This window comes from Demequina gelatinilytica, from assembly GCF_000971115.1.
GTDB classification, from domain to species: Bacteria; Actinomycetota; Actinomycetes; order Actinomycetales; family Demequinaceae; genus Demequina; species Demequina gelatinilytica.
This window is the reverse complement of sequence record NZ_BBLV01000003.1, coordinates 148,772-162,229: the sequence shown is the minus strand read 5'-3', so window position 1 is coordinate 162,229 and position 13,458 is coordinate 148,772. Positions and strand designations below refer to the sequence as shown.

Below are 13,458 nucleotides of genomic sequence, written 5' to 3'. Positions count from 1 at the left end.
ACCCATGAGCACTAGCGCGCCATTCGTGAGGTTCGAGCACCGCGACGGCGTCGCGCTCGGCATCGGGGAGGCGCGGCCGCGCCTGAGCTGGTCGGCCCCCACGGGGGCCGTCCAGGTGGCGTACGAACTCGCCTGGCACATCACCTCTCCCGACGGCATCGTCGTCGACCAGGGGGCTGCGGTCGTCGAGGACGATGCGCGGGTGCTCGTGCCGTGGCCCGCCGCGCCCTTGCCCTCCCGGGCGCGCGCGGCGGTCCGCGTCCGCCTCCGCGACGCCGAGGGTGTCTGGGGAGAGTGGAGTGAAGACGCGGTCGCCGAGCGTGCGCTCGATGCGGCCGACTGGGAGGCGCTCCTGATCGGACCTGCCGTCGAGTCGGAGGACGGCGACCGTCGCCCTCCGCTCCTGCGGGCCGACTTCACCGTGCCGGGTGCCGTGAAGTCCGCGCGGCTGCACCTGACCGCGCACGGCCTGGTCCGCGCGGAGGTCAACGGCGCCCGCACGACGGAGGACACGCTCCTCCCGGGCTGGACGCCGTATCAGGACCGCCTGCGCGTGCACGTCCACGATGTCACCGACCTGGTCCGCACCGGCGCGAACGCCATCGGCATCGCCCTGGCCGACGGTTGGTACCGCGGCCGTTTCGGCTTCGAGGGCGGCACCTCAGACATCTACGGCAGCCACATCGGCGCGCTCGTCCAGCTCGAGATCGAGACGGACCAGGGCAGCGTCGTCGTGGCCTCCGACGGTGGGTGGCGCACCGCACCCGGCCCGCTCGACCACGCCAGCCTGTACGACGGCGAGCGCTACGACGCGCGATTCCGGCCGAAGGGCTGGAGCGATCCCGGTTTCGACGACGAGTCGTGGGACGCCGTGGTCGTCCACGACCTCGACAAGGCCGCCCTGTCCGCGCCCGACGGCGCGCCGGTGCGATGCACCGAGGAGCTGCATCCCGTCAGCGTCACCGCGGACGGCGATGGCTGGCTCATCGACTACGGCCAGAACCACGCGGGCCGCCCGCGACTGAGCCTTCCCGCCCTGCCCGCCGGAACGGTGGTGACCGTGCGCCACGCGGAGGTCCTCCAGGACGGCACGCTGTGCGTCCGGCCGCTGCGCGAGGCCCCCTCGGTCGACCAGGTGGTGAGCGCGGGCGAGCCGCTCGTGTGGGAGCCCGACTTCACCATCCACGGCTACCGCTACGCCCACCTCAGCGGCATCCCGGCCAAGCCCGAGCCCGGCACGATCGTCTCGCGCGTGCTCCACACCGACATGCGCCGCATCGGCTGGTTCGAGTGCTCGGACCCCGAGCTCAACCGCCTGCACGAGAACGTGCGCTGGAGCCTCAGGTCCAATTTCGTCGACATCCCCACCGACTGCCCGCAGCGCGACGAGCGCCTCGGGTGGACCGGCGACATCCAGGCCTTCGCGCCCACCGCGGCGTTCCTCTACGACGTCCAGGGCATGCTGGTCGACTGGCTGCGCACGCTCAGCTCCGAGCAGGAGCGGTTCGGCCACGTCCCGGTCTACGTCCCGTGGATCCCCGGCGGCGCGTTCTGGCGACCGTGGCAGGACATCGCGGGGTGGGGCGACGCGGCGACGCTCGTGCCGCTCGCGCTGTACCAGGCCTCCGGCGACGCCGGCATCCTCGCGCGCCAGTACCCCTCCGCCAAGGGCTGGGTCGACCACGTCGAGGGCCTCGCGGGCGAGAGCCGCGTCTGGGACGAGGGTCTGCAGCTGGGAGACTGGCTGGACCCCACCGCGCCCCCGGAGAACCCGATGGAGGCGGTCACCGACCCGCACCTGGTCGCGACCGCGTACTTCGCGCGCTCGGCTGCCGCGCTGGCGGAGATGGCGACCGTCCTGGGGCTGACCGAGGACGCCGAGCGGTACGCGGCGCTCGCCGCCGAGGTCCGAGCGGCGTTCATCGCCCGCTACCGCGTCGACGAGGCGGGCGCGCAGGACGCGAGCGCCGACACGCAGACCGCGTATGCGCTCGCGATCGCCTTCGACATCGTCACGGATGCCGACGCCCGCGCGCGCATCGGCGACCGCCTCGCGCAGCTGGTCCGCGACTCGGGCTACACGGTCGCGACGGGCTTCGCGGGCACGCCGCTGGTGACCTGGGCGCTCAGCGCCACGGGGCACGTCGACGTGGCCTACGGCCTGCTTCAGAGCCACGAGGCCCCGTCCTGGCTGTCGACCATCGACCGCGGCGCGACTACCATCTGGGAACGCTGGGACTCGATGCTCGAGTCGGGCGACGTCAACCCCGGCGACATGACGTCCTTCAACCACTACGCGCTCGGCTCGGTCGCGGACTGGATGCACCGCGTCATCGGTGGCCTCGCGCCCGCCGAGCCCGGCTACCGTCGGCTGCGGATCGCGCCCCGACCCGGCGGCACGCTCACGCGCGCCACGGTCCGTCACCTCACGCCCTTCGGTCCCGCCGAGGTTGCATGGACGCTGGACGATGCAACGCTCACCGTCGCGTTCGAGGTCCCGGCCGGCACCTCGGCCGACGTGGACATCCCGGGGGCTCCCCGTGCCGTGGCTGGTCCCGGCTACCACGAGGTCGTCGTGGCCCGAGAGGACTTCGACCGCGCTGGCCACGAGTCGAGCGTGCCGTTGCCGGCCTAGGCGATCCCTCGCCCTGGGCAGAGAATTCCTTCTCGGGGCGAGGATGGTCGCGCGATGAACCGACGGTGCGGAGCTCGCTACCGACGGCGCGGCGCGAACGGGTAGTCGACGAAGGCGAAGCGTGCGCCATCCGGCGACCAGCTCCCGACGTTGACGGTGCCCTGGCCTCCGATCGTCTCTGCCAGGACGGTTGAGAGGTCCCAGCGGTCACCCTCCACCAGCCGGAGCTGGACCAGCAGGTCGGCGGGATGGCCCTGCGTGCCCGGCGGATAGCTGAGGTAGACGAAGCGGCCCCGCGTGGGTGAAGGGTGAGGGAACCAGTTGACCCGGTCGTCCCTGGTGAGCTGCTCGAGGGACGAGCCGTCGATACGGACCCGCGCAACCTGCGCATGCCCGGCGGACGAGCTGAACCGTTCTGTGTTGAAGTAGATCCACTCCCCATCGGGCGAATATTCGCACCCGTCGTCCACGTTGTCGGCCGCCGTCACCGCCCGGTCGTCGGAGCCGTCTATCGCGATCGTGCGGACGTGTGGTCCGGTTCGCCGACCGTTCTCGTCGTCACGAATCGCGACGTAGGCGAGGCGAGATCCGTCCGGACTGATTCCGTGGAGGAAGGCGGCGCCGGACTCCGCGGTCAGAGCTTGAGTGGTGCCATCGTCGAAGGAGGCCGAGTAGACACGCCAGTCGTTCGCCGACACGTAGGCGGTGCGTCCGTCGTGGCCCAGGACGTGGTCGTTGTTGATGGGTGGGACCTCGCGCAGCGGCACGTGTCGGGGTTCGCCGCCGGTGACCGGGAGGCGCCACAGAGCGCCGTCGCCGTTGACCAGCAGGTGATCGTCCGGCGTCCAATTGGGTGCTTCGTAGAGTCGGCGAGTCGTCTCGTGGACGGTCGTGGCGGTGAGTGTGTCGACGTCGAACACGCGGACGCGGCACCGCTGTCCCTGTCGGAGTGCGCGGACTGGGTTCATCCCTTCGCGCCCAACTGATCCCGCGCGCGATCAAGCACGTCGAGGATGGCGATCGTCTCGGCGTGAGTGTGGAGCGGTGACTCGGTGCGTCCTTCGGCGGCGAACTCGGCGAAGGCCGTGGCCTGCCAGGAGAGGGCATCGAACAGTGCCACGCCGCTCTCGTCGGTCCACTCGAGCGGGGCCTCGGCCCAGCCGGCCGGGCGAAGGGCAAAGCCGAACGGCATGTAGAAGGGGCTCGCGAACTCGATCCGGCCCAGCGAGCCGTTGATCGATGCGGTGCTGGGAGTGAAGGTGTCGAGCGTCGTGGTCAGGGTGGACAGTCCACCCGCTTGGTGCGCGAGCACGACGGTCGACGTCTCGTCGGTGCCGTCGGGGGTCAGCCGGCCCACGGCGGTCACGTCGAGTGCCGGCCCCAGCGCGAGCGACGCGAGTTGCACGGAGTAGATCCCGAGGTCGAGCAGGGCCCCGCCGCCGGGTCCGCCCTTGCGCATCGGGCTGTCGAGCGGCATGGCCTGGCCGTGGTCGACCGTGACGGTTCTCAAGTCTCCGAGGGCGCCGTCCGCGAGGAGCGTGCGCAGGACCTGGGTCTGCGGAAGGTACCGAGTCCACATGGCCTCCATGACGAGGACGCCGCGATCGTGACCTGCGGCGGTGAGGCGGAGTGCCTCCTCGGCGCTCGTTGCGAACGGCTTCTCGACAAGCACGTGCTTCCCAGCGTCGATCGCCTGCAGTCCTAGCGCGAGGTGCTGGTCGGCCGGTGCTGCGATGTAGACCGCGTCGATCTCCGGTGCGTTCAGCATCTCATCGACGCTCGGGAAGGCACGCGGCACATCGAACTGCTGTGCGAAGACGTTCGCCGTCAACGAGGATCGCGTCGCCACGGCTGCCACGACCTGGTCCGTGTGGGCGCGCAAAGCCTCGATGAATCGACCTGCGATCCAACCGCCGCCGATGATGCCCCAGCGCAACCGAGGGCCATTCGCGCGGGGAAAGAACGGGTCGGACGGGGGCAGCGAGCGAGGCGGCATGTGTGGCTCCGGCGGGTGAAGGGGCGGGCGCGTGGTCGCGCTTCGACACGGTAGCACCAATATATTGGTCCCCTGAGATTTTAGATCGAGAGCTGCCCGCGAACCCTCGTCGAGGTGACGCATTTCGGACCTTCGTGAACCGCAGGCGCCCCCTACGGAGCACGGGCGCGCGCTGACCGGCCGTGCCTTTGACTTCAAGTACTTGAAGTTGTGAGACTCGAACCATGCCCGTCCAAACCAAGCGCTACAGCATCCGTGAGGCCGTTGTGATCAGCGGTCTGCCTGCGAGCACGCTCCGCTACTACGAAACCATCGGGTTGATCCAGCCGATTGCCAGGGACGCGAGTGGGCATCGCACCTACAGCCAGCAGGACCTGGACGTGATCGAGGGTGTCGCCTGCCTCGCGGCGACCGGCATGGGCATCCCCGAGATGCGCGAGTACATCGCCAACTTCCCTGAGGGTGCGGCGCGCGCCGACGATGAGATCGCGCTGATGCTACGACAGCAGCAGGCGCTCGAGCGCGAGGCTGAGCGCGTGCGCCGCCGTCAGGAGTACGTCGCCCTCAAGCTGGAGTACTGGGCGGCCATCCGGCGCGGCGACGATGCGGCGGCCGAGGGCCTCACGGACGAGATGAGGCTTGCGGGCACCCGCATGCGCGCGAACTGAGCCATCGGAGCGGCACGACTCCCGACGCCTCTCCGATGAGGCTTCGCGTCGTCTATGCCGCGCTTGATTCAGGGCGTGCAGCACGCCCTTGCGAGCCGTGCTCCTCGATGAGGCGCGCGGCCACACTGAAGAAGGAGAACTCCATGACCGATACCGTCACCCTGCAGAACGGACTGGCGATGCCGTCCATCGGCCTGGGCGTGTACCTGATCAACGACCCGGCAGAGTGCCAGCAGAGCGTGGAGACGGCGTTGAGGGCCGGCTATCGGTCTGTCGACACGGCTGTCGCGTACGGCAACGAGCGCGCGGTAGGGCGCGGCATCGTCGCATCAGGCGTGGCCCGTGAGGACATCTTCGTCACCACGAAGCTCTGGCTCAAGGACTACAAGTACGAGGCCGCGAAGACCTCTATCGATGCGTCCCTCGAGCGGCTCGGCGTCGATGCGATCGACCTGATGCTGCTCCACCAGCCCCACGCCGACTTCCGCGGCGCGTGGAAGGCGCTCGAGGAGGCCGTCGACGCGGGCAAGCTGCGCGCGATCGGCGTCAGCAATTTTGGGATCGATGACATGACGAAGCTGCTCGGCTTCGCGCGGATCAAGCCGGTCGTGGACCAGATCGAGATGCATCCCTACTATCAGCGCCCCGAGCTGGTCGCCTACCTCAGGTCGCAAGGCATCACCATCGAATCGTGGGCCCCGCTCGGCCAGGGGAAGCAGCATCTGCTCGCCGAGCCGCTGCTGGCCGAGCTCGCACGCAAGCACGGCAAGACCGTGCACCAGGTGCTGCTGCGCTGGCACCTGCAGCAGGGCTTCGTCGCGATCCCGAAATCCACCAACCCGTCCCATATCGCCGCCAACCTCGACGTGTTCGACTTCGAGCTCACCACGGACGACATGGATCGATTCCGGTCGCTCGACAAGGGAACGCCGAACACCCGCATCCCGCGTTGGCTGATGGGTCCGCTGCTGCGCAGCTTCAGCCCGCGCCAGCTGCCGTGACGGCGCGCCCCCACCTTCCCTCCACCAACGAAGGAGTGCTCTCATGACTGAGACCTTGACACTGAACAACGGCGTGGTCATGCCCGCCCTGGGCCTGGGCGTATTCCAGACACCCGCGGACGAGACGGCACGGGTCGTCGAGGCGGCGCTGCACGCCGGATACCGGCATATCGACACCGCCGCAGGCTATTTCAACGAGGTCGGAGTCGGCGATGGGCTTCGCCGCTCGGGTGTCGCTCGCTCCGAGGTGTTCCTCGAGACCAAGATCTGGGTCTCCGACTACGGATACGACGAGACGCTTCACGCGTTCGAGAAGAGCGCCGGCAAGCTCGGCGTCGACACGCTCGACCTGCTGATCCTTCACCAGCCGATGCCGCAGCATTTCGAGCGCACCCGGGAGGCGTACCGCGCGCTCGAGACCCTGCTCGCGGACGGCAAGGTTCGCGCGATCGGCGTGAGCAACTTCATGCCTCACCATCTCGACGCGCTCATGGAGGCGGCGACAGTGGCGCCCGCGGTCAACCAGGTCGAGCTCTACCCCTACTTCGCGCAGCCCGAGGTGCAGGCCGCGAATGCTGCGCTCAGCGTCCTCACCCAGGCATGGTCACCGATCGGCGGCATCACCTTCTACCAGGGACCAGGCGAGGGCCGGACGAGCACGCTGGAGGACGAGACCCTGCTCGCGATCGGCGCGGCGCACGGCAAGTCCGCCGCGCAGGTCATGCTCCGGTGGCACCTGCACCAGGGCCGCTCCGCCATCCCGAAGTCCACGAAGGTCGAGCGCATCCGGGAGAACTTCGACGTTTTCGACTTCGTGCTCTCCGACGGCGAACTCGCGCAGATCGACGCGCTCCACAACGGGGTGCGTCGGGGCCCGGACCCGGACGCGGTCGACCCGCTGATGTGGGGCCTCGAGATCCCCGAGGCCTGAGAAGTCGCCTGGCTGGGCGTGTCTGCGTACGTGCAGACACGCCCAGCCGACGCATCGGGACGGAGAATGACCAGATGGACATCGACGATCTCCTCGACGAGCTGAACTCCGGCCGCACCATCCCGGCTGGATCGCCGTTGCACGAGACGATGCATCGCGCCAGCCAGGAGGCGCAGCGCCTGACCGCCGAGCTGAATGGGCGCTACCACGAACCGTCCGAGGTCCGCGCCTTGATGGAGCGCATCACCGGGCGGCGGATCGCGGACTCGGTGACGGTCTTCCCGCCGTTCCACACCGACTTCGGCAAGAACATCGCGCTCGGCGACGGCGTCTTCCTCAACGCCGGGTGCACGTTCCAGGACCAGGGAGGGGTCCGCATCGGCGATGGGTCCCTCATCGGGCACAACGCCGTGATCGCGACGCTCAACCACGCACTGGACCCCGATCGGCGTGGCGACATGGAGCCTGCCCCGGTAGTCATCGGTCGACGGGTGTGGCTCGGCTCGAACGTCACCATCGTGCCGGGGGTCACCATCGGGGACGATGCTGTGGTCGCCGCAGGCGCGGTCGTCACCCGGGATGTGCCGACACGCTCGGTCGTGGCGGGAGTGCCGGCACGTGTGGTTCGAGACTCCGTGTAGCCATACGAGGGTGGCTGCCCGCGCGGCAGGGCGCTCCATCGTGGGACCTCGATGGTCGCTACGATCGCGGGATGACGTCAACGCGTTCCGGACGAGGGCCGTATGCGAAGACCGCTCAGACGCGTGAGGCGATCCTCGATGCGGCCTTCGGCATCTTCTGTCGGAAGGGCTACATCGGTAGCACTCTGACAGAGATCGCGCGCGCCACCGGGATGACGTTGACCGGCGTCAAGGCGCACTTCCCCGATCGCGCTGACCTGCTGCTCGCGGTGCTCGCGAGGTGGGACGGCGAGGCGCAGGACATCCTCGAGGGTCGGTCGGGGGCCGATCTGCTGCACGGTCTGCTCGAGGTCGCGGCGCGAGATGAGGACCACCGTGACTTCGCGCAGTTCTTCGGCATCCTTGCGGCCGAGGCGGCCTCGCCGGATCACCCGGCCCACCTGTACCTGATGCAGCGGTACGCCGCGATCGTCGACGTGGTGCGAGAGGCGTTCGAGGAACTGGACGCGCAGGGCCAGCTGCGACCAGGGGTCTCCGCCGAGTCCGCCGCTCAGGGGTACGTCTCGATCGCGGACGGATCCAACGTGCTGCGCCTCTACGGCCTCGGATCGACCACGCGCGTCGATCTCTTGCGCCAGTTCTTCGCAGGAGTGCTGACGGCGGCAGAGGACGGTCCTCCGTCCGGGCGCTTCCCGAGCGTCGGCCGCGAGACGGCAGGGGACCGCCCCGCTTAGAGGGGGTCTGGCAAGACCCGTCGCCTGACTGAGCTCCGCTGCACGGGCTGTACTGGTGGGGAACCTATTCGCCCACCACGAAGGAGGGTGCCCCATGGCACTTCAGGCTGACGGCCTCATCTTCGAGATCTCGCCCGCGTTCTCCCGCACGCCCGTGCGCTTCACCACCCGCTACGGCGTCGAGATCGCTGCGAACCTCTACACCGCGAAGAACCTGGACGAGGTGGGAACGATCCCGGCGCTCGTGATCGACGCGCCTCATGGCGGCGTCAAGGAGCAGGCGCCCGGCGTCTACGCGAACCAGCTCGCGCAGCGTGGATTCGTCGCGCTCGCGAGCGACCCCTCGTACAACGGCGAGAGCGGTGGCGCTCCGCGCCACATCACGTCGCCGGAGCTCTTCGCCGAGGACTTCAGCGCCGGCGTGGACTTCCTGGGCACTCTGGGTTGCGTCGACCGCGAGCGGATCGGAGCGATCGGCGTCTGCGGCTCGGGAGGGTTCGCTCTCAGCGCGGCGCAGGTCGACCTTCGGATCAAGACCGTGGTGACCTCGGCGATATACGACATCAGCGCAGCGAGACAGCTGGCTCCACGCGGGCACCGAGGAGCGGCGTCCCGCCAAGCTGGAGCAGCTGGCCGCCGCGCGCTGGGCCGACGTCGACGCGGGCGAGTCTGCGCTCAACCCGGTGTTCCCGGACGAGTACAACCTTGCCGACTTCGACCCGATGACGGCCGAGTTCCTCGAGTTCTACGTGCCTGACCGTGGCCGCCACCCGCGTTCGATCGGTGGCTTCACTGTGTGCAGCGAGGCTGCACCCGTCAACTTCGGCCCGCTGCGGAACCTCGAGGACATCACCCCTCGCCACGTCCTGCTCGTGACCGGAAACCGGGCGCACTCCCGGTGGTTCAACGACAAGGTCGCCGAGCAGCGCGGTGAGAACGGCGAGGTCTTCGTCGTGTCCGGCGCGCGCCATATCGACCTGTACGACGACGTGGATCTGATCCCGTTCGACGCGATCGAGACCTTCCTCGCGGGTCATCTCTCGTAAACCGGCCGTGGCCCCGGACATGAGTCCGGGGCCACACCCGTCGTGATGCCGCCCTTACAGCCCCATGAAGCGGGTGACGGCGACGAATGCGGCGGCGATCAGGAGGACGGCGTTGAAGGCGATCACGTTGGTCTCGCCGCGGCGGATGTGTGCGCGGATGGCGAGGGCCTGGATGAGGACGAGTCCGGTGGCCGCGATGGGCGTGAGGGCGGGGGCGATGTCGAGGGCCCAGGGTAGGACGAGTCCGAGCGCGCCGAGCAGTTCGGACCAGCCGATGAGCTTGACGGTGCTGGCGCTGTAGTCCTCGACCCAGGGCAGCTTGGTCAGGAGGTGCTCACGCGGGGTGAAGGACTTCATGAGGCCGGCGGTGAGGTACATGGCGGCGAGTACGCCGGAGACGATCCAGATGGCGAGGGACAAGGGACTTCCTATCGTGGTGGTGGGGTGCGCCAGGGCGCGGGATCAGTTGGAGATGGCCGGTGCGGCGCGCAGGTACGTGGTGTCGGTGAGCTGCGCGACGGTGAACGCCGCGATGTCGGCGCGGGTGACGGCGAACCCGATCCGGTCGGTGCCGTAGAACCCGGCCCGGTTGATGCCCTTCGCGGGGCCGTCCTTGGGGGCGGTGAAGCGAATGATGGTCCACTCCAGGTCGGAGTCCATGATGTGGCGGGACATGCCGAGCAGCTCCTGGTACGCGCGCGGTAGGAGCATGCGTCCCATGAGGCCGGTGAGGCGGGACTGGGCGGTGGGCTTGTCGCGGGTGTCGACGATGCTCGGAGTGCCGTGGCCGATGAACCGTGCGACGCCGTGCCCGTGCATCGCGGCGACGGTGTGCGCCGTGCCGTCGACCAAGGGCAGGCCGACCGCGTGGCGGTCCATGCTAGGACCGAGTGCGCTGATGACGGCGTCGCTGCCGGCGACGGCATCGTCGATGCGCGCCGCATCGTTCATCTCGCCCACGACGACCCGGACGCGGTCCGCCCAACTCGCGGGCACCTTGGCGGGGTTGCGCACGTACGCGGTGACGTGGTCTCCACGTTCGAGGAGCGCGGCGACGGTGAGGGTGCCGATGGCGCCGGTGGCGCCGAAGACGGTGACGTTCATGAGTCGAGAGCCTTTCGTACGGCGGGGGCGACAATCTCGCCGAAGCGGCGGATGGAGTCGTTGACCATCGCGCGGGGGAGGCCGCCGAGGTCGACCTGTCCCAGGAAGCGGTCCACGCCGAGCTCGGCCTTGAGGTCGAGGATCTTGGTGGCGATCTCGCGTGGTCCGCCGACCATGAGCGCGCCGCGACGTTCGGCCAGGGCGCGGGTGCCTGCCAGGTCGACGTGCCAACCGCGACCATCGTTGGTGTCGGGGGAGAGGTAGCGCTGGTAGTAGGGGAAGAACTCCTCGATGGCGGCGTCGTGGGATTCGCCGACATAGAAGTGGCTGGTGATGCCGACGCGCAGCTGGTCCTCGGGGTGACCTGCCGCGCGCCCTGCGGCGCGGTACAGGGAGATCAGTCGCTTGGCGTGGTCGAGGGTGCCGCCGATGAAGCCGAGCGCCATGGGCAGGCCGAGCGCGCCGGCGCGTTGCGCGCTGGCGGGGGTGCCGCCCACCGCGGCCCAGATGGGCAGGTCGGGTCGCATCGGCGGGTTCACCGCAGCTGCGCGCAATGGCGGACGGTGCGCGCCCGCCCACGTCACGGCGTCCTCGTCGCGCAGGCGTAGCAGGAGGTCGAGCTTCTCGCTGAACAGGCTGTCAAGGTCATGGACGTCGTGGCCGAAGAGCGCGAAGGGTTCGACGAAGGCGCTGCGGCCGGCGTAGATCTCTGCCCGGCCGTGGCTGATCAGGTCGAGCGAAGAGAAGTCCTGGTAGACGCGTACCGGATCCAGGGTGGACAGCACTGTCGCGGTGCTGGTCAGGAGGATACGGGACGTCGCCTGCGCGATCGCGGCAAGGTTGACCGCGGGCGAGGAGACGGCGAAGTGGCGCGAGTGATGCTCACCTAACCCGAACACGTCGAGCCCTGCCCGTTCGGCCGCGATCCCGTACGCGGTGATGTCCGCCGTGCGGGACTCGGCTGTGTCGTCTGACCCGGCGAAGATGTCAGAGAGGGAGAAGACCCCGAGTTCCATGGTTCAGGCGATCGTGATGACGAGCTTGCCCTGCGTGCCCGCGCCGAAGTCGGCGAACGCTTGCGCGACCTGCTCCAGCGGATACGTCCGCGCGACCTGGACGGCCGTGTGGGAGCTGGCTTCGTTCTCGGCGAGCGTGTCGAGGGTTGCGGCGCTCGGGTGCGCGTGCACGGGGGTTACCGTCGCGGCGTCGGTCGGCAGCTGCTCCGGCGAGCCGATCAGGGTCGACGAGAATCGGCCGCCGTGGCGCACCGCCGGGAGCAGCGCGGTCGCGTCGCCGGCAAGGTGGATCACGGCGTCGACGCCGGCGGGGTAGGCGGCCAGCACCTGTGCCGCGATGTCGTCGCGGTAGTCGACCACGGCCGACGCGCCGAGGCGCGTGACGAGTTCGCGCTCGTCGGCCGTGTGTGCGGTCGCGACGACGGTCGCGCCCGCACGGGCGGCGAGCTGCACGGCCTGGTTGCCCACGCCGCCGGTTGCGCCGGCGACCAGGACGACCTGACCGTCCGTGACCTCGGCGGCGGCGACGGCGTCGAGCGCGGCGGTCCCCGCGAGCCCCAGGCTGGCGCCCTCGGTGAAGCTCACCTGCTCGGGTAGCGGGGCGAGGCCTACTGCCGCGGGGACCGTCACGTACTCGCCGAAGGAGCCGTCGCCCAAGAACTCCTTGGTGACGACGCCGAACACGCGGTCGCCGATCGCGAATCCGTCGACGTCCTCGCCGAGAGCGTCAACGACGCCGGAGAAGTCCTTGCCCAGCACCACAGGGAAGCGGTGCTCCATCATGCCGTCGAGATAGCCGGACGCGACGGCGACGTCGAAACCGTTCACCGAGGCCGCGTGCACGCGCACCCGCACCTCGCCGGCGGCGGGGACGGGGATGGCGAGGTCGTGGATCCGGGGGGCTACGCCGAAATCGGCGAAGGCGATGGCACGCATGGTGAACTCCTGATTGATAGAAGTGGAGGGTGACCTCCGTTTCGCGACGAGGTTAGCACGACAAACGGAGGCTAAGTTCCACTTGTCGGATATGCTGGTCCCATGACCTCAGTCACCGACGAGCCGCTGCGTGCCGACGCCGAACGCAACCGTGCGCGCATCGTCGATGCCGCGGCCACCGCGTTCGCAGAGCGCGGCCTTGACGTGCCTATGACCGAGATCGCGCGCCGGGCCGGCGTCGGCATCGCGACGCTCTACCGCCGCTTCGCGAGCACGGACGACCTCGTGGCCGAGGTGTTCGCGTCCAAGATGGCCGCGTACGCCGATGCGGCGGAGGCAGGGCTGGTAGCCGACGATGCCTGGGCGGGGTTCAGTGCATACGTCCGCGCGTCATTCGCCATGCAGGCTCAGGACGCGGGTTTCGCGGATATCCTCGCGCTCGCTCCACGGCCGGAGTTCGAGGAGCAGCGTTCACGGGCGTTCAAGGCCTTCACCGCGCTTGTCCGGCGTGCTCAGGCGAGCGGGCAGCTGCGCGCGGACTTCGTCCACCAAGACCTCGTGATGCTCCTCATGGCCAACGCTGGCGTGGTCCGCGCCACGCACGGGAACGAGCGGGCATGGCGCCGCTTCGCCGAGATGGCGCTGCAGTCGCTCCGCGCGCCGGCCTCGGGGCCGCTGCCTCCGGCGCCGTCCGGAAGCGACATGTTCGCGGCGCTGCAGGCGCAGATCGAATAGCCCGCGCCTGGGATG

15 protein-coding genes are annotated in these 13,458 nt (G+C 69.4%); 9 read left to right on the top strand and 6 right to left on the bottom strand.

Translation table 11 applies throughout. The annotated features are described in order from the left end of the window. Positions 1-4: 4 nt before the first annotated feature. Positions 5-2,635 (top strand): alpha-L-rhamnosidase, encoded by a 2,631-nt coding sequence (locus AOM00_RS03350; protein WP_062516445.1) that lies wholly within the window; start codon positions 5-7, stop codon positions 2,633-2,635. Between the two features lie 77 nt (positions 2,636-2,712). On the opposite strand, the gene AOM00_RS03345 is transcribed toward AOM00_RS03350, so the two are convergent. Both AOM00_RS03345 and AOM00_RS03340 read right to left on the bottom strand, forming a co-directional pair. Next, positions 2,713-3,555 carry a TolB family protein gene (locus AOM00_RS03345; RefSeq protein ID WP_228373393.1) on the bottom strand — a complete coding sequence of 281 codons (843 nt, stop codon included), beginning with the start codon at positions 3,553-3,555 and terminating at the stop codon, positions 2,713-2,715. A gap of 44 nt (positions 3,556-3,599) precedes the next feature. Next, positions 3,600-4,631 carry a Gfo/Idh/MocA family protein gene (locus tag AOM00_RS03340; RefSeq protein WP_062316039.1) on the bottom strand — a complete coding sequence of 344 codons (1,032 nt, stop codon included), beginning with the start codon at positions 4,629-4,631 and terminating at the stop codon, positions 3,600-3,602. Positions 4,632-4,855: 224 nt separating this feature from the next. On the opposite strand from AOM00_RS03340, the gene AOM00_RS03335 reads away from it, so the two are divergent. The 7 genes from AOM00_RS03335 (at position 4,856) to AOM00_RS15750 (ending at position 9,652) form a co-directional block, all read left to right on the top strand. Continuing rightward, positions 4,856-5,299 carry a MerR family transcriptional regulator gene (locus AOM00_RS03335; RefSeq protein WP_062316040.1) on the top strand — a complete coding sequence of 148 codons (444 nt, stop codon included), beginning with the start codon at positions 4,856-4,858 and terminating at the stop codon, positions 5,297-5,299. Positions 5,300-5,442: 143 nt separating this feature from the next. Continuing rightward, positions 5,443-6,300 carry an aldo/keto reductase gene (locus AOM00_RS03330; RefSeq protein ID WP_062316041.1) on the top strand — a complete coding sequence of 286 codons (858 nt, stop codon included), beginning with the start codon at positions 5,443-5,445 and terminating at the stop codon, positions 6,298-6,300. A 43-nt stretch (positions 6,301-6,343) separates the two neighbouring features. Beyond that, positions 6,344-7,231 (top strand): aldo/keto reductase, encoded by an 888-nt coding sequence (locus AOM00_RS03325; RefSeq protein ID WP_062516443.1) that lies wholly within the window; start codon positions 6,344-6,346, stop codon positions 7,229-7,231. Between the two features lie 74 nt (positions 7,232-7,305). Further along, positions 7,306-7,872 carry a DapH/DapD/GlmU-related protein gene (locus AOM00_RS03320; RefSeq protein WP_062516442.1) on the top strand — a complete coding sequence of 189 codons (567 nt, stop codon included), beginning with the start codon at positions 7,306-7,308 and terminating at the stop codon, positions 7,870-7,872. Positions 7,873-7,943: 71 nt separating this feature from the next. Then, complete coding sequence (locus AOM00_RS03315; RefSeq protein WP_062316048.1) at positions 7,944-8,606, top strand: TetR/AcrR family transcriptional regulator; 663 nt, start codon at positions 7,944-7,946, stop codon at positions 8,604-8,606. A 94-nt stretch (positions 8,607-8,700) separates the two neighbouring features. After that, the gene (locus AOM00_RS03310) at positions 8,701-9,363 is read left to right on the top strand and encodes an alpha/beta hydrolase (RefSeq protein ID WP_228373392.1); all 663 of its coding nucleotides are present in this window, start codon (positions 8,701-8,703) and stop codon (positions 9,361-9,363) included. Beyond that, positions 9,329-9,652 carry an alpha/beta hydrolase family protein gene (locus AOM00_RS15750; RefSeq protein ID WP_228373391.1) on the top strand — a complete coding sequence of 108 codons (324 nt, stop codon included), beginning with the start codon at positions 9,329-9,331 and terminating at the stop codon, positions 9,650-9,652. Before AOM00_RS03310 ends, AOM00_RS15750 begins: the two co-directional genes overlap by 35 nt. Positions 9,653-9,706: 54 nt before the next feature. Here AOM00_RS15750 and AOM00_RS03305 read toward each other — a convergent pair whose 3' ends face one another. The 4 genes from AOM00_RS03305 to AOM00_RS03290 are packed head-to-tail and all read right to left on the bottom strand — an operon-like array spanning position 9,707 to position 12,708. After that, the gene (locus AOM00_RS03305; RefSeq protein ID WP_062316050.1) at positions 9,707-10,072 is read right to left on the bottom strand and encodes a DoxX family protein; all 366 of its coding nucleotides are present in this window, start codon (positions 10,070-10,072) and stop codon (positions 9,707-9,709) included. Between the two features lie 42 nt (positions 10,073-10,114). Next, positions 10,115-10,756 carry an NAD(P)-dependent oxidoreductase gene (locus tag AOM00_RS03300; protein WP_062516441.1) on the bottom strand — a complete coding sequence of 214 codons (642 nt, stop codon included), beginning with the start codon at positions 10,754-10,756 and terminating at the stop codon, positions 10,115-10,117. Further along, positions 10,753-11,772 (bottom strand): LLM class flavin-dependent oxidoreductase, encoded by a 1,020-nt coding sequence (locus AOM00_RS03295; protein ID WP_062516440.1) that lies wholly within the window; start codon positions 11,770-11,772, stop codon positions 10,753-10,755. The genes AOM00_RS03300 and AOM00_RS03295 overlap by 4 nt, the downstream gene beginning before the upstream one ends. 3 nt (positions 11,773-11,775) lie before the next feature. Then, complete coding sequence (locus AOM00_RS03290) at positions 11,776-12,708, bottom strand: NADP-dependent oxidoreductase (protein WP_062516439.1); 933 nt, start codon at positions 12,706-12,708, stop codon at positions 11,776-11,778. A 102-nt stretch (positions 12,709-12,810) separates the two neighbouring features. Between AOM00_RS03290 and AOM00_RS03285 the strand changes: the two genes are divergently transcribed. Further along, complete coding sequence (locus AOM00_RS03285) at positions 12,811-13,443, top strand: TetR/AcrR family transcriptional regulator (protein WP_062316058.1); 633 nt, start codon at positions 12,811-12,813, stop codon at positions 13,441-13,443. The last annotated feature ends 15 nt before the right edge of the window (positions 13,444-13,458 follow it).

Coding starts and splice junctions, on each gene's coding strand:
- AOM00_RS03350 (WP_062516445.1), top strand. CDS start 5: ATGAGCACTAGCGCGCCATTCGTGAGGTTCGAGCACCGCGACGGCGTC.
- AOM00_RS03340 (WP_062316039.1), bottom strand. CDS start 4,631: ATGCCGCCTCGCTCGCTGCCCCCGTCCGACCCGTTCTTTCCCCGCGCG.
- AOM00_RS03335 (WP_062316040.1), top strand. CDS start 4,856: ATGCCCGTCCAAACCAAGCGCTACAGCATCCGTGAGGCCGTTGTGATC.
- AOM00_RS03330 (WP_062316041.1), top strand. CDS start 5,443: ATGACCGATACCGTCACCCTGCAGAACGGACTGGCGATGCCGTCCATC.
- AOM00_RS03325 (WP_062516443.1), top strand. CDS start 6,344: ATGACTGAGACCTTGACACTGAACAACGGCGTGGTCATGCCCGCCCTG.
- AOM00_RS03320 (WP_062516442.1), top strand. CDS start 7,306: ATGGACATCGACGATCTCCTCGACGAGCTGAACTCCGGCCGCACCATC.
- AOM00_RS03315 (WP_062316048.1), top strand. CDS start 7,944: ATGACGTCAACGCGTTCCGGACGAGGGCCGTATGCGAAGACCGCTCAG.
- AOM00_RS03310 (WP_228373392.1), top strand. CDS start 8,701: ATGGCACTTCAGGCTGACGGCCTCATCTTCGAGATCTCGCCCGCGTTC.
- AOM00_RS15750 (WP_228373391.1), top strand. CDS start 9,329: ATGACGGCCGAGTTCCTCGAGTTCTACGTGCCTGACCGTGGCCGCCAC.
- AOM00_RS03300 (WP_062516441.1), bottom strand. CDS start 10,756: ATGAACGTCACCGTCTTCGGCGCCACCGGCGCCATCGGCACCCTCACC.
- AOM00_RS03295 (WP_062516440.1), bottom strand. CDS start 11,772: ATGGAACTCGGGGTCTTCTCCCTCTCTGACATCTTCGCCGGGTCAGAC.
- AOM00_RS03290 (WP_062516439.1), bottom strand. CDS start 12,708: ATGCGTGCCATCGCCTTCGCCGATTTCGGCGTAGCCCCCCGGATCCAC.
- AOM00_RS03285 (WP_062316058.1), top strand. CDS start 12,811: ATGACCTCAGTCACCGACGAGCCGCTGCGTGCCGACGCCGAACGCAAC.